Here is a 17,706-nt window from a genome sequence, read left to right as displayed (position 1 = left end):
AGATGTCCAGGCTGACCCAACCCTCTTACCAGTTGTAACTGACCGTCCCCAGTACCGTCCGCTCTTCACCCCAGTAGCAACGCCCGGCATTGTTGCAACCGGCCACGTACTCCTGGTCGAACAGGTTGCGTGCGTTTACCTCCGCCGACCAATGCGCATTCAGCTGATAGCCGACGGTCGCATCCACCAGGGTCACGTCACCGGTATCCAGCTTCCCGTACAGCGATGGGCTGGTGTAGGCGAAGGTGCTGTCGAAGTGGCGCACGCCCGCGCCCAGCTTCAGCCCTTTCAGCTGTCCGTCGAGGAAGCGGTAGGTCCCCCATACCGACGCCTGGTTGCGTGGTACGCCAGTCACCTGATGATCCTCCAGCAACGACCCCGCCACGTCCTTGGTCACCCGCGAGTCGGTGTAGGTGTAGGCCGCCGTCACGTTGATGTTGGCGGTGATGTCGCTGTTCAGCTCCAGCTCCACACCCTTGGCCCGGCTGCGTCCGACATTGCGGTAGTCGCCGGTGACACTGTCGTAGAGCGAGTCATCCTTTTTGCGCAGGTCGTAGACCGAGGCACTGACCAGGGTGTTCCAGCCCTTGGGCTCGTACTTCAATCCCACTTCGTACTGCTCGCTGAGCGTCGGGTCCAGCGGGCCGGACGCACTCGACACCTGCTGGGTCGGGTTGTAGGCGGTGGAGTAGCTGACATAGGGCGAGACGCCGTTGTCGAACTGGTACATCAGCCCGGTCTGCCAGGTGAACTGGCCGTCCCAGTAGTCGAGATCGGCAGGCGCATTGAGGGTGCCGCGACGGTTGCGGTACTCGCTGTTGACCCGGTCATAGCGCCCGCCGAGCAGCATGACCCAGTTGTCCAGGCGGGTCTGGATCTGGCTGTAGACGCCATACATGGTCTGTTCCAGCAGCGCGTCCTGCACCCGCGTGGACGTCACCGGGTCGCCGGTATAGACCGGATCGAACACGTTCACCCGGCCACCGAAGCCGGCGTTCCAGTCCTGGTTGAACGAGGTACGGTCGAGGCTGGCACCGACCAGCAGGGTGTTCTCCAGCGCACCGAGGTCGAAGTGGCCCTCGACCTGGTTGTCCAGCGAGTAGGCGATGGACTTGTTGTAGCGGTCATAGGCGGTGTTGGTCACGGTGGTGCCGAAACCGCCATTGTCCAGGTTGCCCGGCCAGATTTCCTGGCGGTCGATGCGCGATTGCATGTAGCGCGAGTTCTGCCGGTACTGCCAGTCATCGTTGAACTGATGATGGAATTCGTAGCCAAGGGTCCAGACTTCGCGCTCGAAGTTGTCCCAGTCCGGATTGCCCAGCAGGGCGTGCTTGCTGATCTTGCCATTGGGGTTGTGCAGCAGGGTGCCGGCAGCCGGATAGCCCAACTCCATAAGGGTGCGGTCGCGCTGGTAGGTGGCCAGCAGGGTCAGGTCGTTCTGTTCATCGAAGTTCAGGGTCAGGGACGGCGCGATGTAGATCCGGTCATCCGGCTGATGGTCGACCTGGGTCCCCGACTTGCGCCCGAGCAGCACCAGGCGGCCCAGCACATTGCCGTTGTCCGTCAGCGGTCCGGACACGTCGATGCCCAACTGGCGGCGCTCGTTGGAGCCGTAGCTCAGCTGCACCTCGCCACGCGACTCGGCCGTGGGCCGCTTGCTGACCATATTGACGACACCACCCGGCGCGTTTTCGCCGTAGAGGATCGAGGTCGGGCCGCGGAACACTTCGATGCGCTCAAGGCCGTAAGGCTCGCTGGTGGTGTCGTAGCGGTTGCCCTGCACCCGCAGGCCGTCGCGCAGCAAGCCGTAGCCATAGTCGGTGGCGTTGAAGCCACGGATGAAGAACAGGTCGCCGGCGCCGCCGTCACCGGCCGCGAACGGCGGGGCGAAGATGCCCGGCACATAGCCGAGCACTTCGGTCAGGCTCTGGGACTGCTGGTCTTCCATGCGCTGGCGGGTGACCACCGACACCGAACGCGGGGTATCGGCCAGGGCGGTGCTGGTCTTGCTCGCCGTCGCTGAATGGGTTGCACGGTAGCCCTTGTCGTCCTGGCCGTAGCTGTCGGCCAGGCCTTGGGCGTTGATCGAGGTGGCGTCGAGCTGCACCGAGTCACCTTGCGGCGCTGGCTGCAGCACGTAGCCACCGGCCCCCTGCGGTACGGCCACCAGCCCCGAGCCACCGAGCAACAGCAACAGCGCCTGTTCGACGCTGTAGTCACCGTCCAGCCCGGCGCTGCGCTTGCCGGCCGCAAGGTTGTCGCTGCCCGCCAGGTAGATCCCGGCCTGGCTGCTGAAGTCATTGAGCACGGCGCTCAGGCTGCCGGCCGCGACATGGAAGGTCTGCACCCGGGTGCTGGCCTGGGCGGCCTGGACGGCGGCAGGCAGCAGGGCCAGCGGAGCGAAGGTGAGGAAAGTCATCGGCACGAGGGCCAATACGCAGGAGCGGGGCGACGACATGGCAGTCCCTGTTGTGTTCATGGGGTCAATGAGAGGGTTCTGCGGTTGAACCGGACGACGCGCAAAAAAGGGAACCGCCCGGCGAAAAAAATTCAGGCGGGCTCGACCGTTACCCACCAGTCGGTCATGCGCTTGACCCGGATCGGCAGCGCCGCTTCCAGCAGACGCAGGGCGTGGTCAGTGTCATCGAGGGGGAAGGTGCCCATCACCGCGAGGCTGGCCAGCTCCGGATGCAGGCCGAGATGACCGGGGCGATAGCGACCCAGCGCATCGATCAGATCGGCCAGTGGCATGGCCTCGGCAGTCAGCCGGTTGCGGATCCAGGACTCGCCAGCAGCCTGGACCGGCGCAGCAGGCGAGATGGCCAAAGCCGAGAAATCGACGCGCTGCCCAGCCTCGACCAGCGTGCGGCTGCCCGTACGGGTGAAAAGCTCGACCTGGCCCTGGTACACGCTGAGCCGGGCATTGCCCTCGGCGTAGCGCAGCGCGACGCGGACCGGCGTTGCCGCCATCTGCAACAGGCCGGCGCCGGTTTCCATCAGCAGTGGGCGGCGGTCCTGCACCGTCGAGTGCAGCAGGACCTCGCCGAAACGCAGGTCCAGCAGGCGCTGGCGGGCATCGAAGCGGGTATCGACCGCCGTTTGCGCACCCAGCCACAGGGTGCTGCCGTCGGCCAGCGCGATCTTGCGGTTCTCGCCCGTGCCGGTATGCAGGTCGGCGGTCCAGCCATTGCGCGAGGCGGCCTGCCAGCCACCGAAGCCGGCCATCGAGCCCAGCGCCAGCACCAGCATGGACTTCACCGTCTGCCGGCGGCCCAGGCGTGCCGGATGTCGTTCGCGCAGTACCCGGCCAGCGCGCTCGCCTTCGCTGCGCAGCGGTGCGAAGCGCTCGCCGACGCGCTCCATATAGCGCCAGGCAGCCTGGTGTTCGGCATGCTGGTCAAGCCAGGACTGCCACTGTTCGCGAACGCCGTTCTGGTCGCCTTCTTCCAGTAGCCGCACATACCACTGGGCGGCATGTTCAAGGCTGGCGTGGCTGAGCTTTTCATGGGTTGCTCGCATCGCCTTACTCCACCAGCACGCCGTCGAGCTCGGCTTCGAGCACGGCACAATGCAGGAACGCCTGGGCCATGTATTTCTTGACCATGCGCTCGCTGACCTCCAGCCGTTCGGCGATCACCCCGTAGGTGATGCCCTCGACCTGGGCCATCAGAAACGCCTCGCGAACCTTGGCAGGCAGGCGCATCAGCATGGCATCCACTTCCGCCAGGGTCTCGATCAGCAAGGCCGTATGCTCGGCGGAAGGCTGGACTGCCTCGGGCCGGGCCACCAGGCTTTCGCGCCAGGCCCTTTCCAGTTGGGCGCGGCGCCAGTGATCGATGCACAGGCCCTTGGCGATGGTCGCCAGGTAGGAACGTTCGCCGGTCTGGTTGTCGAACTCGAGCGGCCGGCGCAGCACGCGCAGGAAGGTGTCATGCAGCAGATCCGCGGCATCCCAGCCATTGCCGAGGCGGCGACGCAGGAACAGCAGCAGCCAGGGGGAATGTTTAACGTAGAGGGTCTGGGCAGGGGAGGACATGAAGGATCCGCGCAGGAGGATGCAAATGGTATTGATTCTTGATAGTAGGTGAGTGATGGCACCGCCTGCAATGTGCGCGATCAGCAGGGCGGTGCCGTTGGTCGTCAGGTCAGGCTCAGGTACCGAGGCCCACCGTGGTCCTTACGCGTCCTTCGACACGCCGTTTCAGGCGACGCGACTCGATCACCAGCGACGAGCCGTTGCTGGCATTGGCCCGTCCCCAGTCTTCCAGCAGCTCAAGACAGGCATGGTCGATATAGCTCAGGTTGGCCAGTGGCACATGCAGGGTGGTCCCTGGCGGAATGCCATCCAGTGCCTGGGTCAGGGCCGGGACCTTGAGGAAGGTGGCGGCACCACTCAGGCGCAGTTCCATATGGCCCTCGCGCTCCAGGCTGGTGACGCTGATCTTCAGCCGCGCCGCCTTCAGCGCCAGCTTCACCAGGGTCAGGGCAAAGCCCAGCAGCACGCCGGTCAGCAGGTCGGTGAAGACGATGGCCAGCGCCGTGGCCGCATAGACGAACATCGGCATGCGTCCATAGCGGCCCAGGCCGCGAAACGCCTTCAGGTCCACCAGCTTGACCCCGGTGAATACCAGTACGCCGGCCAGGCTTGCCACGGGAATCTGCTGCAGCACGCTACCCAGCAGCACGACGAAGGCCAGCAGCCACAGGCCATGGAAGATCGCCGAAAGGCGGGTCTTGGCACCGGCCTGGACGTTGGCCGAGCTGCGCACGATCACGCCGGTCATCGGCAACGCGCCGAGCACACCACAAATCATGTTGCCGACACCCTGCGCCGATAATTCGCGGTCAAAATCCGAGCGCTGGCCACTGTGCATGCGGTCCACGGCCGCTGCCGAAAGCAGGGTCTCGGCACTGGCGATAAAGGCCAGGGCGAAGGCGGCGACCAGCAGGGCCGGATCGGCCAGGGCCATGAGATCGGCCGGGCGCAGCCAGTCGATGGCTTCACTGAGGTTGGCCGGTACTTCCACGCGGTTCACGCCAAGATCCAGGCCGATGCTCAGCAGGGTCATCGCGCTCACACCGAGCAGGGCACCGGGAACGAAGCGCAGGGTTGTCGGCTTGAAGCGCTCCCAGCCCCACATCACCGCGATGGTACCCAGCCCGATTGCCCCGGCCTGCCAGCCGTTGCCGGCAGACTCGAACGGCAGCGACGCACTCACCACGGCGGGGAAACCGAGGAGGTTTTCGAGGCCTGACGGCAGCGGCGAGCTATCGAACATCACATGCACCTGGGACAACACGATCAACACACCGATACCCGCGAGCATGCCGTACACCACCGCCGGCGCCGTAACCCGGAACCAGCAGCCCAGGCGCAAGCGCCCGGCGAGCAATTGCAGCAATCCCGCCAGCAGCAGGATAGGCCCGAGCATCGCCATGCCGTGGGTCCGTACCAGTTCGAAGACCAGCACCGCCAACCCCGCCGCCGGCCCGCTGACCTGCAGCGGCGAGCCGGCCAGCCAGCCCACCAGCAGACCGCCGACGATGCCGGTGACCAAGCCCTTGGCCGGCGGCATGCCAGAAGCGATGGCGATCCCCATGCACAGCGGAAGCGCCACCAGGAACACCACTACCGAAGCCAGCAGGTCCCGCGGCAGCGCCGCTTTGAAATGCGTCATGTTCATCCTGTTCTCCTTTTTTCAGGCCATTCCTCTGGCCACTCTTTTACGCAGGCGTCGGGGCGCCGCCCGAATCGCGGGCAGCCGGAAACCGCCGACGCTGCGGCAAGGCATCAAAACGTTTTCAAAGGCAGCCGACGCCCCGCCACGGCGCCGCGGGCAGCGGGCCGTGGTGGGTTGCGTCAGCGATTTTCAGGTGTTGCGAAAAAGGCTCAGTAGCGGCCTTTCGGGGTAGCGCTTGGAATCGGCGCGCCGCGGGTCAGCGGCAGGAAGGCATCGCTTTCGGCATCGTAGGCGGAGATTTCGCTGGTTTCGATGTTGTAGATCCAGCCGTGGATATACAACTGGCCAGCCGCCAGGCGCGAAGCCACCGATGGGTGGGTGCGCAAGTGGTGGAGCTGGGCGATGACGTTCTCGCGGGTCAGGACCTGCATGCTCTCGTGCTCGGTGCCGCACTGGCAGTTGTCCTCGACCACGGTGCGGGCCACTTCGGCGTGGCGCAGCCAGGCCTTGACCGTCGGCATCTTCTCCAGCGACTGCGGGTTGAGTACCGCACGCATCGCACCGCAATCGGAGTGACCGCAGATGATGATGTGGTGCACGCCCAGGGCCATGACCGCGTACTCGATCGCCGTCGAGACGCCGCCGTTCATCTGCCCGTAGGGCGGAACCACGTTGCCCACGTTGCGGGTCACGAACAGGTCGCCGGGAGAACTCTGGGTAATCAGTTCGGGAACGATCCGCGAGTCGGCGCAGGTAATGAACATGGCACGCGGCTTCTGCGCCGTGGCCAGTTTCTTGAACAGCTCTTCCTGTTCAGGGAAGACTTCGTGATGGAAACGCAGAAAGCCATCAACGATATGTTTCAGAGCGCCATCGGCAGTCTCGGCTTCAGGGGTAGCCGGGCCGGTCGGAGAGGGTTCCTTGTTCGACATGATGCATCCTCTTTGACAGGTTCGTAGGTAAGTCCATTTTACCGGGTTAGGATTCAGACAGGCTTACGTCACTTGGATTACAGATGTAGTCAACAAATCACATTTCTGTCTGCCTGAATTCGTACGCTACGTGTCGAAACTTAACTCAACCTGAATTCGAAGGCTCTAGAACGGGCGTTCCAGAAGCATTTGCCGGGATTTCCATGGTATCAAAAAACATTAATCGCCAATGGCCATTATTGTTTTTACAACAATGACAACTGCCCGCCTGGCGGGCAGAACGCCAAGCAATCCAGCGAATAGCCACTCCGGCGGTTGAGCCCGTAGCGCCGAATAGCCTTGTCGAAGCGTTGCGCCAGCAGGTCGGCGAATACGCCTTCACCGCGCATCCGTGCGCCGAAACGGCTGTCGTAGAGCTCTCCGCCGCGACTCTGGCGGACCAGGCTGAGAACATGGGCCGCGCGCTGCGGATAATGGTCCTGCAACCACTGTTCGAACAGCGGCGCCACTTCCAAAGGCAAACGCAGCAGCATGTAGGCTGCGGTCAATGCTCCGGCCTCGCTGGCCGCCTCGAGCAGACGCTCCAGCTCGCTGTCGTTGATGGCCGGAATCATCGGCGAGCACAGCACCCCACGGGAATTCCCGCCTCGCGCATCACCCGGATCGCCCGCAAGCGCGCCTTCGGCGCCGCGGCACGCGGCTCGAGGGTGCGCTTCAGCTCATCATCGAGGGTGGTCAGGCTGATCATCACCGACACCAGGCGCTGCTTCGCCAGCTCGCCGAGCAGATCGAGGTCGCGCAGGATCAACGAGCCCTTGGTGACGACGGTCACCGGATGCCGGTAGCGCAACAGCACTTCCAGCAGGCGCCGGGTCAGTTGCTGCTCGCGCTCGATGGGCTGGTAGGGATCCGTGTTGGAACCGAGGTTGATCGGCGCGCAGACATAGCCGGGTTTCGACAGTTGCTGCTCCAGCACGGCAGCGGCGTTGGTCTTGGCGATCAGCCGAGTTTCGAAATCCAGGCCAGGGGAAAGGTCCCAATAGGCGTGGCTCGGTCGCGCATAGCAGTAGATGCAGCCATGCTCGCAGCCGCGATAGGGGTTGATCGAACGGTCGAAGGGCAGGTCCGGCGAGGTGTTGCGGGTGATGATGGTTTTCGCGGTTTCGATGCGGATCTCGGTGCCCTGGGTCATGGGCACTTCCTGGTACCAGCCATCGTCCTCGACCACCGAGCGGTTGGGGGCGAAGCGGTTGTGCGGGTTATGGGCCGTACCGCGACCGCGGACCGGAGTGACCATGACGAAAAACCTCGATACTGTGTTTTTATACAGTATAGAGGTTTTGGTTTGTCGTCCACGCCTTCCGTCGCGACGCCGCTCCCACAGGGTCCACGCTGTAGGGCGCGGGATTATTCCGAAGGCTTCTTCAACTTCGGATTCGGGAAAAACTGCACCGTCTGCACCGCAGGTTTCGCTGGTTTCAGCGCATCCTGGTTGACCCGCGTACCCAGCTCCTTCGGCACCGACAGCCCTTGCTCGTTGAGGGTGTCGGTGAAGCCGCAGGCCACGCACTCGCGGTGCGGCGTGCCGTCCACGCTCCACATCATCAGTTTGTCCGGCTCGCTGCAGGCCGGGCAGACCGCACCGGCGATAAAGCGCTTCTTGGTCGTGGTCATGCCGCCAGGTCCTCGCTCAGGCCGCTGTGGCGCAGCAGGGCGTCGATGGAGGGCTCGCGACCACGGAAGTCGACGAACAGCAACATCGGCTCCCGGGAACCACCGCGGGCCAGGATCGCTTCGCGGAAGGCACGGCCGGTCTCGGCGTTGAGCACGCCTTCTTCCTCGAAGCGCGAGAAGGCGTCGGCCGACAGCACTTCAGCCCATTTGTAGCTGTAGTAACCGGCGGCATAACCGCCCGCGAAGATGTGCGCGAAACTGTTGGGGAACCGGTTGTACGCCGGCGGACGCATGACCGAGACCTCGTCGCGCACGCCTTCGAGCACTTCCAGCACGCTGCGGCCATCGCCGTGGCTGGCATGCAGTTCGAAGTCGAACAGGGAGAACTCCAGCTGGCGGACCATCATCAGGCCGGACTGGAAGTTCTTCGCTGCGAGCATTTTCTCCAGTAGGTCCTGCGGCAGCGGTTCGCCGCTTTCGTAATGGCCGGAGATCAGCGCCAGGCCTTCCGGCTCCCAGCACCAGTTCTCCATGAACTGGCTCGGCAGCTCCACCGCATCCCAGGCCACGCCGTTGATGCCGGACACGCCGGCATGCTCGATGCGGGTCAGCAGGTGGTGCAGGCCATGACCGAATTCGTGGAACAGGGTGGTCACTTCATCGTGGGTCAGCAGCGCCGGCTTGCCGGGCGCGGCCGGGGTGAAGTTGCACACCAGGTTGGCCACCGGGCTTTGCAGCACGCCGTCGGCAGTGCGACGACGGTCGCGGGCGCCGTCCATCCAGGCGCCGCCACGCTTGTTGGCGCGGGCGTAAAGGTCGAAGAAGAAGCGGCCGACATGCTGGCCGTTTTCCTTGATCTCGAACAGGCGCACGTCCGGGTGCCAGGTGTCGAAGCCCTTCTGCTCGGCGATCTCGATGCCGTACAGGCGCTGGACGATGGCGAACAGGCCCGACAGCACCTTGTCGATCGGGAAGTAGGCACGCAGGGTTTCCTGGGAAACGCTGTAGCGCTGTTCGCGCAGCTTTTCCCCGTAGAAACCGCTGTCCCAGCTTTGCAGGTCGGCGCAGCCTTGCTCGGCGGCGTAGGCCTTGAGCTGGGCCAGGTCCTGGGCGGCGTACGGTTTGCTGCGCTGCGCCAGGTTGCGCAGGAAGCCCAGCACCTGGTCACTGGATTCGGCCATCTTGGTCGCCAGGCTCAGTTCGGCGAAGTTGGCGAAGCCGAGCAGTTCGGCCAGTTCCTGGCGCAGGTCGAGGATCTCGCGCATCACCGGGCCGTTGTCGAACTGGCCGGCATTCGGGCCCTGGTCGGAGGCGCGGGTGCAGTAGGCGGCGTAGACCTCTTCGCGCAGGGCGCGGTCCTCGGCGTAGGTCATCACCGCGTAGTAGCTGGGGAACTCCAGGCTGATCAGCCAACCGTCGAGCCCCTTGGCCTGGGCGGCAGCGGCCATCTGCGCCTTGGCCGAATCGGTCAGGCCGGCGAGGGCGGATTCGTCGGTGACGTGCTTGGTCCAGGCCTGGGTCGCGTCGAGCAGCTGGTTGGAGAAGCGACTGCCCAGCTCGGACAGCTTGCTCTGCACTTCGGCATAACGCTTTTGCTGCTCCGGCGGCAGGTCGATACCCGACAGGCGGAAGTCGCGCAGGGCGTGCTCGATGATGGTCTTTTGCGCCACATCGAAGTGGGCGGCCTCGGGGCCGGCGGCCAGCGCCTCGTAGGCCTGGAACAGTTCGCGGTTCTGGCCCAGTTCGGTGGAGTAGGCGCTCAGGGCCGGCAGGCAGGCCTCGTAGGCTTCACGCAATTCGGCGCTGTTGCACACGGCGTTGAGGTGGCTGACAGGGCTCCAGGCCGCGCCGAGGCGGTCATTGAGCTCGTCCATGGCCAGAACCAGCCCGGCCCAGCTCGGGTTGCGGCCCTGGGTCTTGAGAATTTCGGCAATGGCATTGCGGTTGTCGGCCAGGATCTGTTCAATCGCCGGCAGCACGTGCTCGGCGCGGATCGCCGAGAAGGGCGGCAGGTCATAGGACTGCAGAAGCGGGTTGTTCGCACTCACGGTTAGACACCTTGGCAGAAGAAACACCGGACCATCTTAATTACAATCGCCGTCGCCCGCAGCTAATTAGCCTTAGAGAGGTTTCCTATTCATGGCCATCCGCACTTACCAGCAGCACACGCCGCGCCTTGGTGAACGTGCCTTCGTCGACCGCAGCGCGGTGGTCATCGGCGATGTCGAGATCGGTGACGACAGCTCGGTCTGGCCGCTGACGGTGATCCGCGGCGACATGCATCGTATCCGCATCGGCGCCCGTACCAGCGTGCAGGACGCCAGCGTGCTGCACATCACCCATGCCGGCCCCTTCAACCCCGACGGCTTCCCGCTGCTGATCGGCGACGACGTGACCATCGGCCACAAGGTCATGCTCCATGGCTGTACCCTCGGCAGCCGCATCCTGGTGGGCATGGGCAGCACGATCATGGACGGTGCGGTCGTCGAGGACGAAGTGATCATCGGCGCCGGCAGCCTGGTACCGCCGGGCAAGCGCCTGGAAAGCGGTTTTCTCTACGTCGGCAGCCCGGTGAAGCAGGCACGGCCGCTGACCGACAAAGAGCTCGCGTTCTTCCCCTACAGCGCCGCCAACTATGTGCGCCTCAAGGACCAGCACCTGGCCGAGGGCTACGACCAGCCCGAGTGACGTCCACCATTTCCAGCGAGACCGACATGCACCAGCAGAACATCCTCTTCGACCTCGACGGCACCCTGACCGACCCGCGCGAAGGCATCACCCGCTCCATCCAGTACGCCCTGGCCAAACTCGGCATCGACGAGCCCGACCTGACCCGCCTGGAGCACTTCATCGGCCCGCCGCTGTTGCAGGCGTTCATGCAGTTCTACCGCTTCGACGAGGCGAAGGCCTGGGAGGCAGTGAATTTCTACCGTGAGCGTTTCAAGGTCACCGGGCTGTACGAGAACCGCGTGTTCGACGGGGTTGGCGAGCTGCTGGCGGAGCTTCAAGGACAGGGCCGGACGTTGTATATCGCCACCTCCAAACCCTGGGTGTTCGCCCGGGAAATCGCCCGGCACTTCGACTTCGCCCGGCATTTCAAGGTGATCTACGGCAGCGAGCTGGATGGCACGCGGACCAACAAGGTCGACCTGATCGGCCACCTGCTGGCCGAAGAGGGGCTGGACCCGGCGCAGACCCTGATGATCGGCGACCGTAAGCATGACCTGATCGGTGCGCGCAGCAACGGGCTGGATGCGATTGCAGTGGGGTATGGTTTTGGTAGCCGGGAGGAGTTGGTGGCGGAGCAGCCGGCCTGGCATTTCGAGACCCTGGCGGAGATGCATCAGGCATTCCTGCGGTCTTGAGGGCCTCATCGCTGGCAAGCCAGCTCCCACAGTGTCCGCGGCGACTCAGAACCCTGTGGGAGCTGGCTTGCCAGCGATGCGATTCAACAGCCGCTGCCGCTCCTGGACCGGCAGCGAACCCACTTCCTCGACCCGCCGATAAAACCGCTGCCAATCCCCACCCGACTCGGCAAACAACCCGGCAAACGCCGGTACCCACTGGTCATACAGCCCAAACGGCAGCAGCTTGGCATTGTTCATCGGCCCGTTGATCCACGCATCGAAGCGCCCGACCCCGCCCCATTCACCGTCGCGCAACTGCCGATACTCCGTGCGCAGGCGTTCGAACTCCGCCTGCTTGGCCGCCCGCATCGCTGGCGCATCCAGTGGCTGCGCATACAACGCCTTGAGCCGCTCCCGACACGCCAGCACCAGCGCGACGAACTGGTCGCGCTGCTTGCCTGCCTCCGCCGGCTGCACCGGCAAGCCGCGCGCCGCGCGCCATTGCCGGGTGCCTTCCTGCTCCACGAACGTGGCGAAAGACTCGTTGAATGCCGTGTCGTCCTTCACATAGACGCGCTGGTGCGCCAGCTCGTGGAAAATCACCGTCGCCAGCCGTTCGTCGCCCCAATTGACCATGGAATTGAGGATCGGGTCATCGAACCAGCCCAAGGTCGAATAGGCTTCGACCCCGCCGATATACACATCCTGCCCGTCGAGCTTCTGCAGCGCTGCCGCCCCGCGGGCCCCGGACTGGCTGTAGTAGCCGCGATAGGCCACACAGCCGGCGATAGGGAAGCAATGGGTCCTGGGCTCGAGGGAGAACTCGGGTGTGGCGAACACGTTCCACACCACGTAGGGCCGGCCGATATCGGCATATACCCGGTAGCTGCGGTTGTCGGGCAGCTTCAGCACCTCGCTGGCAAATGCCCGCGCCTGCTGCGAGCGCTGCAGGTGCTGACGCAACCCGGGATCGGTCGCAGGGTTGGCAATCACCTCGGTCACCGGTTCCCGCGCCCGCAACAGTTGCCATTGCCCGCTGGCCAGCTGGCCGTAATAGCCAAGGCTGCTGCAACCGTTCAGCAGGCTAGCCACCAGCAGGGGAACAAACACCCGAAAAACGTGGTCGAGTGCCCCGGAGCTTGAGCGCAGCAGAAGAAGAATTCGAATCATGCGTGGGGTGGTCTCGCTCAAGTCCGTATCGCTTCAAGACTATCCTGCCCGCCCGGAGTTTTGCCATGCGAACCATGCTCGCTGCCAGCGCCCTGCTGGCGCTCGCCGGCTGTGCCGGCCTGCCCGATCCGGACCCGTCCCAGGCCTGGGTCGACCTGGCGCCCGCCCAGGACCAGACCCTGCACGCCGTCGAAGTGGACGAACGTGCCTGGGCCGACAAGCGCTACTTCCAGGTCACTCCCGGAAACCACCAGTTGACCGTGCGTTACCTGTTCCCGGTAGATCCGAGCAATATCGGCCTCGTCAGCGAGCCGCTGTGGCGCGACTGCCAGCTCAACCTGAAATTCGCCGATTTCAGCGCCGGCCAGCGCTACCGCCTGGAGACCGGCAGCATCGGCTTCCGGCCCTGGGCCAAGCTGTATGACGAGCAGAGCAAGGTGGTAGGGCGCGGGCTGCCGGCAGGTTGTCAGCGAACCTGATAGCGCTATGCTTGTGCTTTATATCGCTCGCCTGCGGAGACCATCATGCGACAGCCAGCGATGTTGCTCGCCTTCAGCACCCTCGGCGCCTGTGCCACGCCCCTGCCACCGGTGGACCAGAACCAGGCCTGGGTCGATTTCTACACCATCACTCCCGGCAAATTGGTCATGGCAGAGCGCCTGGACGGCAAGCGCCTCACCGACGGTCGCTTCTTCCAGGTGACGCCGGGCAAGCACGAATTGGTGGTGCGTTTCGACTACGAGATCTATGCCGGTGGTTTCAATATCGATCCGACCGAGCGCACCTGCTACCTCACTGTCGAATACGACGGCTTCCAGGCCGGCCAGCGCTATCGCCTGGAGGCCCGCGCCGTGGCCATGCAGCCCAACGCCCGGCTGTACAACGCCGAGCGCCAGGTGCTGGCCGAACAGCGAATGATCAACTGCGTGCCGTGAATCAGTTGCCGTTGCGCTGGTAGATGATTTTCTTGGTGCCATTTTCACAGCTGCCCACGACCATGTTCTGGTCGTGGACTTCGCTGTTCGGCACGATTTCCAGCGTGTAGGACGTCACCCCGCGGGCCTGGATCTTGGCTTCGATTTCCGCCTTCAGCTCCTCGCACGGCTTGACTGCGGCGGAAGCGTTGGCGGCCAGCAACGACGCCAGTACAGCGATTGCAATACGGATCATGAACAGTTTCCTCGTGGCAAAGAACGTCAGCCAACTCCCGTTGGACCGACGCAGCATGCCACGGTTCTGCTATCAGGATTGCAACGTCGCATCCAGGCTGATTTTCGCGTTGAGCACCTTGGACACCGGGCACCCCGCCTTGGCCTTGTTTGCCAGCTCCTGGAACTGTTCGTCGCTGGCGCCCGGCACCCTGGCCTTGAGGATCAGGTGCACGGCAGTGATGGCGAAGCCGTCGGGCTGCTTGTCCAGGGTCACTTCGGCGGTGGTATCGATGCTGTCCGCCTTCAGGCCCGCCTCGCCGAGAATCATCGACAGGGCCATGGAGAAGCAACCGGCATGGGCGGCGCCGATCAGCTCTTCCGGATTGCTCCCCGGCGTGTCTTCGAACCGCGTGTTGAAACCATAGGGGATCTGCTTGAGTGCGCCGCTTTCGGTGGAGATGGTGCCTTTGCCGTCCTTCAGGCCACCTTGCCAGTGAGCCGATGCAGTCTTCTTCATGATGCCTCCTCGGGTTATCGGCGCGAGCGGCGCCGTTCCTGAATTCAGAGGCCGGGGCGGCGGCCAAGTTCAGCCCGTTCGCCCCCGGGGGATTGATTCCCCGCCAAGTGCCCCCACAGAAGCAACAAAGGCTGCCAGTCCAGGCGGCTTGCGTTTGCCCTGGAGAACCCATGAAGCGACTCACGGATATCAAGATTTCCACCCTCGACCTGGTGCCGGTGCGCCAGGACGGCGGCCCGGCGCAGGCCCTGCGCAACTCCCTGGACCTGGCGCGAAACGTCGAACGCTTCGGCTACCACCGTTTCTGGGTAGCCGAGCACCACAACATGGACGGAATCGCCAGCTCGGCAACCTCGGTGTTGCTGGCGTACCTGGCGGGCGGCACTTCGAGCATCCGCCTCGGCTCCGGCGGTGTGATGCTGCCCAACCATGCACCGCTGGTGATCGCCGAGCAATTCGGCACCCTGGCCAGCCTGTATCCGGGTCGGATCGAACTCGGCCTCGGCCGTGCCCCCGGATCCGACCAGATGACCGCCCGGGCCCTGCGCCGCGAGCGTTCCGGCAGCGCCGACGACTTCCCGGACGATGTCATGGAACTGATGCGCTATCTCGGCCCGCGCACGCCTGATCAAAAAGTGATCGCCGTACCCGGGCACGACACCAATGTCCCGATCTGGCTGCTCGGGTCGAGCCTGTTCAGCGCGCAACTGGCGGGTCAACTGGGCTTGCCTTATGCCTTCGCCTCGCACTTCGCGCCGCGCTACATGCACGAGGCGATCCGTGTGTATCGCAACCACTTCAAGCCGTCGGCGGTGCTCGACGCGCCGTACGTGATGCTGGGTGTGCCGATGGTGGTGGCCGATACCGACGAGCAGGCCGACTACCTGGCGACCTCGGTGTACCAGCGCATCCTCGCCCTGATGCGCGGCCAAAGCCTGATGCAGAAACCGCCGGTGCCCAGCATGAACGGCCTGTGGCTGCCCCATGAGCGGGACGCGGTAGGGGATTTCCTCGGCCTGGCGATGATCGGTAGCCCGCAGAAGGTGAAGGGCAAGCTGGAAGTGCTACTGGAACAGACCGGGGCGGATGAGCTGATCTTCACCTCGGACCTGTACGAGCATGGGGATCGGGTGCGGTCGTATGAGCTGATGGCGCAGACTGTGTTCGGCAGGTAGGCCCGCAATCGCTGGCAAGCCAGCTCCCACAGGTTCAGCGGCGCCGCGGACACTGTGGGAGCTGGCTTGCCAGCGATGAGGCCTTCAAGATCAACCGCGCTTGTAGACGATATCCTTGGTCCCACCTTCACAGGACCCAACCACATGGCCGCCCCCGGCGCCCTTCTCGACGATCTCCAGCGAATAATGCTGAACCCCTTGGCATCCAGCTTCGCCGCGATCTCGCTCTTCAGCTCCTCGCACGGCTTGCCCGCCGCCAGCGCCGTACCGGCCAGGCCCATCAACGCAACTGCCAGCAACACCTTCTTCATTGATCGCTCTCCTTGTGGACCAAAACGACAAAGGCCCCGGTCCCCCCGGAGCCCTGCCTATCAAACCTGCGCTTCGTTTCAACTGTTGGCGATGCGGAACCCGACCTTCAGGGTGACCTGGAAATGCGCCGCCTTGTTGTTCTGGATATGCCCGCGGGTATCCACCACCTCGAACCATTCCAGGTGCTTGATGCTCTTGCCGGCTTCGGCCAGGGCATTGTTGATGGCGTCCTCGATGCTGGTGGGGGACGAGCCGACAAGCTCGATCTTCTTGTACGTGTGATGATCGGACATTCGCTGTTCTCCTTGGGTGGGTGCGGATAGAGCCTAGCAGCGCCGGGCCGTTTTACCTCTGAGCGGCGAGCGAAGCGAAACGTTCGATCGCACTTTCCAGACCTGTCGCAGTCGGAACCTACACACCTCACTCAACCCTGAAGGAGAGTCACCATGGCCAATAGCTCGCTACGCAAAGCCTCGCTGCAAAGCATGGAAGCGGAAATCGAAAGCCTGCTCAAATCTCTGGAAAGCCTGAAGGACGACGCTTCGGACGAGTCGCGCAAAACCCTCAAGGCCTTGCGCAGCAACGCCGAAAACGCCCTGCGTCATTCCCGCAGCCTGCTGGGCGACGCTTATGAAGAGGTGAAGACCAAGACCCGTGAAACCGGTCTGGCGACCCGCGACTATGCCCAGCAACATCCCTGGACCACCGCCGGCGTGGCAATCGGTGCCCTGGGCCTGCTGGCCGCTTACCTGATGTGCAAGCGCGGCGACTGATCGTCCTGTTGCGCCAGCTCCGCGCGCAACCACCCCGCCAGTTGCTCGGCGCGCCCGTCCGCGGCGCGTCGAGGCACCCACAGTACCAATGACGCCTGCGTCTGGCTGAAGCCCCAGGGCGCGGCCAGGCGACCGGCGCGCAGATCGTCGGCCACCAGGGGTTGCGGTGCGATCGCAACACCCAGCCCGGCCATCGCGGCCTCCAGCAAGTAGTACAGATGCTCGAAGCCTTGACCGTAGCGCAATGCGCCGGGGTCTAGGTGTTGCTGGCGAGCCCAGTCGGGCCAGGCCTGGGGGCGCGAGGTGGTATGCAGCAAGGCCTGCTCCAGCAGGGCGCTTGCCGGCGCCTCGCGCAAACGCTCGAAGCCCGGGAAACGCGGGCTGAGCACCGGCCCCACGGCCTCCCGCGCCAGCTCGTGGACCTGCATGTCTGCAGGCCATGGCGGTTCGGCAAACACCAGAAGCGCGTCCAGCCCCGGACGTCGCGGGTCGAGATCACCCTCGCCAGCCGACAGGTGCAAACGCAGGTCCGGCAGGTCCGCCTTTAGACGACCGAGACGAGGAATGAACCAGCGCGCCAGCAGGCTGCCCGAGCAGCCGAGGACGAACGGCGCTTCGGCGCTGCTCTGGCTCAGCTCGGCGCACACCGCCCGCAGACGCTCGAACGCCTCGCCGCTGACCTCGCGCAGGCGCAAGCCGGCATCTGTGAGTTTGATGCCTCGCCCATCCTTGGCGAACAGGCTCACACCCAAATGGCTTTCCAGCACCTTCAATTGGCGACTGACAGCGCCGTGGGTCACATGAAGCTGTTCCGCCGCCTGGCTGACACTTCCTAGGCGAGCGGTGAATTCAAAAGCCCGAAGGGCATTGAGCGGTGGCAGTTCCCTGGACATGACGTGTGAGTTTTCCTGACAGGTTGCGGCGATCTTATCGGTTTTCAGTGGCGCCTGTCGTGGTTAGAGTAGGACCATTGT

At 64.3% G+C, this 17,706-nt stretch carries 18 protein-coding genes and 2 pseudogenes; 6 read left to right on the top strand and 14 right to left on the bottom strand.

From position 1 onward, the window contains the following. Positions 1 to 25: 25 nt before the first annotated feature. The 8 genes and pseudogenes from CSV86_RS25895 to prlC form a co-directional block, all read right to left on the bottom strand. Positions 26 to 2,458 carry a TonB-dependent siderophore receptor gene (locus CSV86_RS25895; protein ID WP_009401769.1) on the bottom strand — a complete coding sequence of 811 codons (2,433 nt, stop codon included), beginning with the start codon at positions 2,456 to 2,458 and terminating at the stop codon, positions 26 to 28. 92 nt (positions 2,459 to 2,550) lie between these two features. Beyond that, positions 2,551 to 3,519 carry a FecR domain-containing protein gene (locus CSV86_RS25890; RefSeq protein ID WP_009401771.1) on the bottom strand — a complete coding sequence of 323 codons (969 nt, stop codon included), beginning with the start codon at positions 3,517 to 3,519 and terminating at the stop codon, positions 2,551 to 2,553. Between the two features lie 4 nt (positions 3,520 to 3,523). Then, a complete protein-coding gene (locus CSV86_RS25885; protein ID WP_009401772.1) occupies positions 3,524 to 4,036 on the bottom strand; it encodes a sigma-70 family RNA polymerase sigma factor in 513 nt (170 codons plus the stop codon). 115 nt (positions 4,037 to 4,151) lie between these two features. Next, positions 4,152 to 5,684: a SulP family inorganic anion transporter gene (locus CSV86_RS25880; RefSeq protein ID WP_009401774.1), complete on the bottom strand. Its 1,533-nt coding sequence runs from the start codon at positions 5,682 to 5,684 to the stop codon at positions 4,152 to 4,154. Positions 5,685 to 5,890: 206 nt separating this feature from the next. Further along, a complete protein-coding gene (locus CSV86_RS25875; RefSeq protein ID WP_009401776.1) occupies positions 5,891 to 6,613 on the bottom strand; it encodes a carbonic anhydrase in 723 nt (240 codons plus the stop codon). Between the two features lie 245 nt (positions 6,614 to 6,858). Further along, positions 6,859 to 7,910, bottom strand: a pseudogene (locus CSV86_RS25870) (PA0069 family radical SAM protein). A 110-nt stretch (positions 7,911 to 8,020) separates the two neighbouring features. Then, a complete protein-coding gene (locus CSV86_RS25865; protein WP_009401780.1) occupies positions 8,021 to 8,287 on the bottom strand; it encodes a YheV family putative zinc ribbon protein in 267 nt (88 codons plus the stop codon). After that, positions 8,284 to 10,335, bottom strand: a complete 2,052-nt coding sequence (gene prlC, locus CSV86_RS25860) for an oligopeptidase A (protein WP_009401783.1) — start codon at positions 10,333 to 10,335, stop codon at positions 8,284 to 8,286. The genes CSV86_RS25865 and prlC overlap by 4 nt, the downstream gene beginning before the upstream one ends. Before the next feature lie 91 nt (positions 10,336 to 10,426). Here prlC and CSV86_RS25855 point away from each other — a divergent pair, with 91 nt between their 5' ends. Both CSV86_RS25855 and CSV86_RS25850 read left to right on the top strand, forming a co-directional pair. Further along, positions 10,427 to 10,975, top strand: a complete 549-nt coding sequence (locus CSV86_RS25855; RefSeq protein WP_009401785.1) for a gamma carbonic anhydrase family protein — start codon at positions 10,427 to 10,429, stop codon at positions 10,973 to 10,975. 26 nt (positions 10,976 to 11,001) lie between these two features. Then, the gene (locus CSV86_RS25850; RefSeq protein ID WP_009401787.1) at positions 11,002 to 11,652 is read left to right on the top strand and encodes an HAD family hydrolase; all 651 of its coding nucleotides are present in this window, start codon (positions 11,002 to 11,004) and stop codon (positions 11,650 to 11,652) included. A gap of 45 nt (positions 11,653 to 11,697) precedes the next feature. Here the strand turns inward: CSV86_RS25850 and CSV86_RS25845 are convergent, their stop codons facing one another. Further along, complete coding sequence (locus CSV86_RS25845; protein ID WP_037060954.1) at positions 11,698 to 12,786, bottom strand: aminopeptidase; 1,089 nt, start codon at positions 12,784 to 12,786, stop codon at positions 11,698 to 11,700. Between the two features lie 83 nt (positions 12,787 to 12,869). Between CSV86_RS25845 and CSV86_RS25840 the strand changes: the two genes are divergently transcribed. Together CSV86_RS25840 and CSV86_RS25835 are read left to right on the top strand one after the other, a co-directional pair. After that, positions 12,870 to 13,283, top strand: coding sequence for a PA0061/PA0062 family lipoprotein (locus CSV86_RS25840; RefSeq protein ID WP_009401789.1), 414 nt, complete (start codon positions 12,870 to 12,872; stop codon positions 13,281 to 13,283). 45 nt (positions 13,284 to 13,328) lie between these two features. Next, positions 13,329 to 13,739: a PA0061/PA0062 family lipoprotein gene (locus CSV86_RS25835; RefSeq protein WP_009401790.1), complete on the top strand. Its 411-nt coding sequence runs from the start codon at positions 13,329 to 13,331 to the stop codon at positions 13,737 to 13,739. A gap of 1 nt (position 13,740) precedes the next feature. On the opposite strand, the gene CSV86_RS25830 is transcribed toward CSV86_RS25835, so the two are convergent. Next, positions 13,741 to 13,974, bottom strand: a complete 234-nt coding sequence (locus tag CSV86_RS25830; RefSeq protein ID WP_009401792.1) for a DUF1161 domain-containing protein — start codon at positions 13,972 to 13,974, stop codon at positions 13,741 to 13,743. A 72-nt stretch (positions 13,975 to 14,046) separates the two neighbouring features. Further along, the gene (locus CSV86_RS25825) at positions 14,047 to 14,472 is read right to left on the bottom strand and encodes an OsmC family protein (protein ID WP_009401794.1); all 426 of its coding nucleotides are present in this window, start codon (positions 14,470 to 14,472) and stop codon (positions 14,047 to 14,049) included. Between the two features lie 170 nt (positions 14,473 to 14,642). Between CSV86_RS25825 and CSV86_RS25820 the strand changes: the two genes are divergently transcribed. Then, positions 14,643 to 15,647, top strand: a complete 1,005-nt coding sequence (locus tag CSV86_RS25820; protein ID WP_009401796.1) for an LLM class flavin-dependent oxidoreductase — start codon at positions 14,643 to 14,645, stop codon at positions 15,645 to 15,647. Positions 15,648 to 15,737: 90 nt separating this feature from the next. On the opposite strand, the pseudogene CSV86_RS25815 reads toward CSV86_RS25820, so the two are convergent. Then, positions 15,738 to 15,958: pseudogene (locus CSV86_RS25815) on the bottom strand (DUF1161 domain-containing protein). 78 nt (positions 15,959 to 16,036) lie between these two features. Then, entirely contained in the window at positions 16,037 to 16,252 is a 216-nt protein-coding gene (locus tag CSV86_RS25810; RefSeq protein WP_009401800.1) for a dodecin, read from the bottom strand. 153 nt (positions 16,253 to 16,405) lie between these two features. Between CSV86_RS25810 and CSV86_RS25805 the strand changes: the two genes are divergently transcribed. Continuing rightward, on the top strand, positions 16,406 to 16,732 hold the full coding sequence (locus CSV86_RS25805) for an ElaB/YgaM/YqjD family protein (RefSeq protein WP_009401802.1): 327 nt from the start codon (positions 16,406 to 16,408) through the stop codon (positions 16,730 to 16,732). Here CSV86_RS25805 and CSV86_RS25800 read toward each other — a convergent pair. Next, on the bottom strand, positions 16,705 to 17,673 hold the full coding sequence (locus CSV86_RS25800; protein ID WP_085982854.1) for a LysR family transcriptional regulator: 969 nt from the start codon (positions 17,671 to 17,673) through the stop codon (positions 16,705 to 16,707). The two genes, CSV86_RS25805 and CSV86_RS25800, sit on opposite strands and share 28 nt — an antisense overlap. Between the last annotated feature and the right edge of the window lie 33 nt (positions 17,674 to 17,706).

This window comes from Pseudomonas bharatica CSV86 (assembly GCF_000319305.2).
Lineage (GTDB): Bacteria > Pseudomonadota > Gammaproteobacteria > Pseudomonadales > Pseudomonadaceae > Aquipseudomonas > Aquipseudomonas bharatica.
Note: the sequence above shows the minus strand (reverse complement) of the source record. Positions and strands in the feature narration are given on the sequence as shown.

Excerpts from the sequence above, each read along its gene's own strand:
- CSV86_RS25895 (WP_009401769.1), bottom strand. The coding sequence starts at position 2,458 with ATGTCGTCGCCCCGCTCCTGCGTATTGGCCCTCGTGCCGATGACTTTC.
- CSV86_RS25890 (WP_009401771.1), bottom strand. The coding sequence starts at position 3,519 with ATGCGAGCAACCCATGAAAAGCTCAGCCACGCCAGCCTTGAACATGCC.
- CSV86_RS25885 (WP_009401772.1), bottom strand. The coding sequence starts at position 4,036 with ATGTCCTCCCCTGCCCAGACCCTCTACGTTAAACATTCCCCCTGGCTG.
- CSV86_RS25880 (WP_009401774.1), bottom strand. The coding sequence starts at position 5,684 with ATGAACATGACGCATTTCAAAGCGGCGCTGCCGCGGGACCTGCTGGCT.
- CSV86_RS25875 (WP_009401776.1), bottom strand. The coding sequence starts at position 6,613 with ATGTCGAACAAGGAACCCTCTCCGACCGGCCCGGCTACCCCTGAAGCC.
- CSV86_RS25865 (WP_009401780.1), bottom strand. The coding sequence starts at position 8,287 with ATGACCACGACCAAGAAGCGCTTTATCGCCGGTGCGGTCTGCCCGGCC.
- CSV86_RS25855 (WP_009401785.1), top strand. The coding sequence starts at position 10,427 with ATGGCCATCCGCACTTACCAGCAGCACACGCCGCGCCTTGGTGAACGT.
- CSV86_RS25850 (WP_009401787.1), top strand. The coding sequence starts at position 11,002 with ATGCACCAGCAGAACATCCTCTTCGACCTCGACGGCACCCTGACCGAC.
- CSV86_RS25840 (WP_009401789.1), top strand. The coding sequence starts at position 12,870 with ATGCGAACCATGCTCGCTGCCAGCGCCCTGCTGGCGCTCGCCGGCTGT.
- CSV86_RS25835 (WP_009401790.1), top strand. The coding sequence starts at position 13,329 with ATGCGACAGCCAGCGATGTTGCTCGCCTTCAGCACCCTCGGCGCCTGT.
- CSV86_RS25830 (WP_009401792.1), bottom strand. The coding sequence starts at position 13,974 with ATGATCCGTATTGCAATCGCTGTACTGGCGTCGTTGCTGGCCGCCAAC.
- CSV86_RS25825 (WP_009401794.1), bottom strand. The coding sequence starts at position 14,472 with ATGAAGAAGACTGCATCGGCTCACTGGCAAGGTGGCCTGAAGGACGGC.
- CSV86_RS25820 (WP_009401796.1), top strand. The coding sequence starts at position 14,643 with ATGAAGCGACTCACGGATATCAAGATTTCCACCCTCGACCTGGTGCCG.
- CSV86_RS25810 (WP_009401800.1), bottom strand. The coding sequence starts at position 16,252 with ATGTCCGATCATCACACGTACAAGAAGATCGAGCTTGTCGGCTCGTCC.
- CSV86_RS25805 (WP_009401802.1), top strand. The coding sequence starts at position 16,406 with ATGGCCAATAGCTCGCTACGCAAAGCCTCGCTGCAAAGCATGGAAGCG.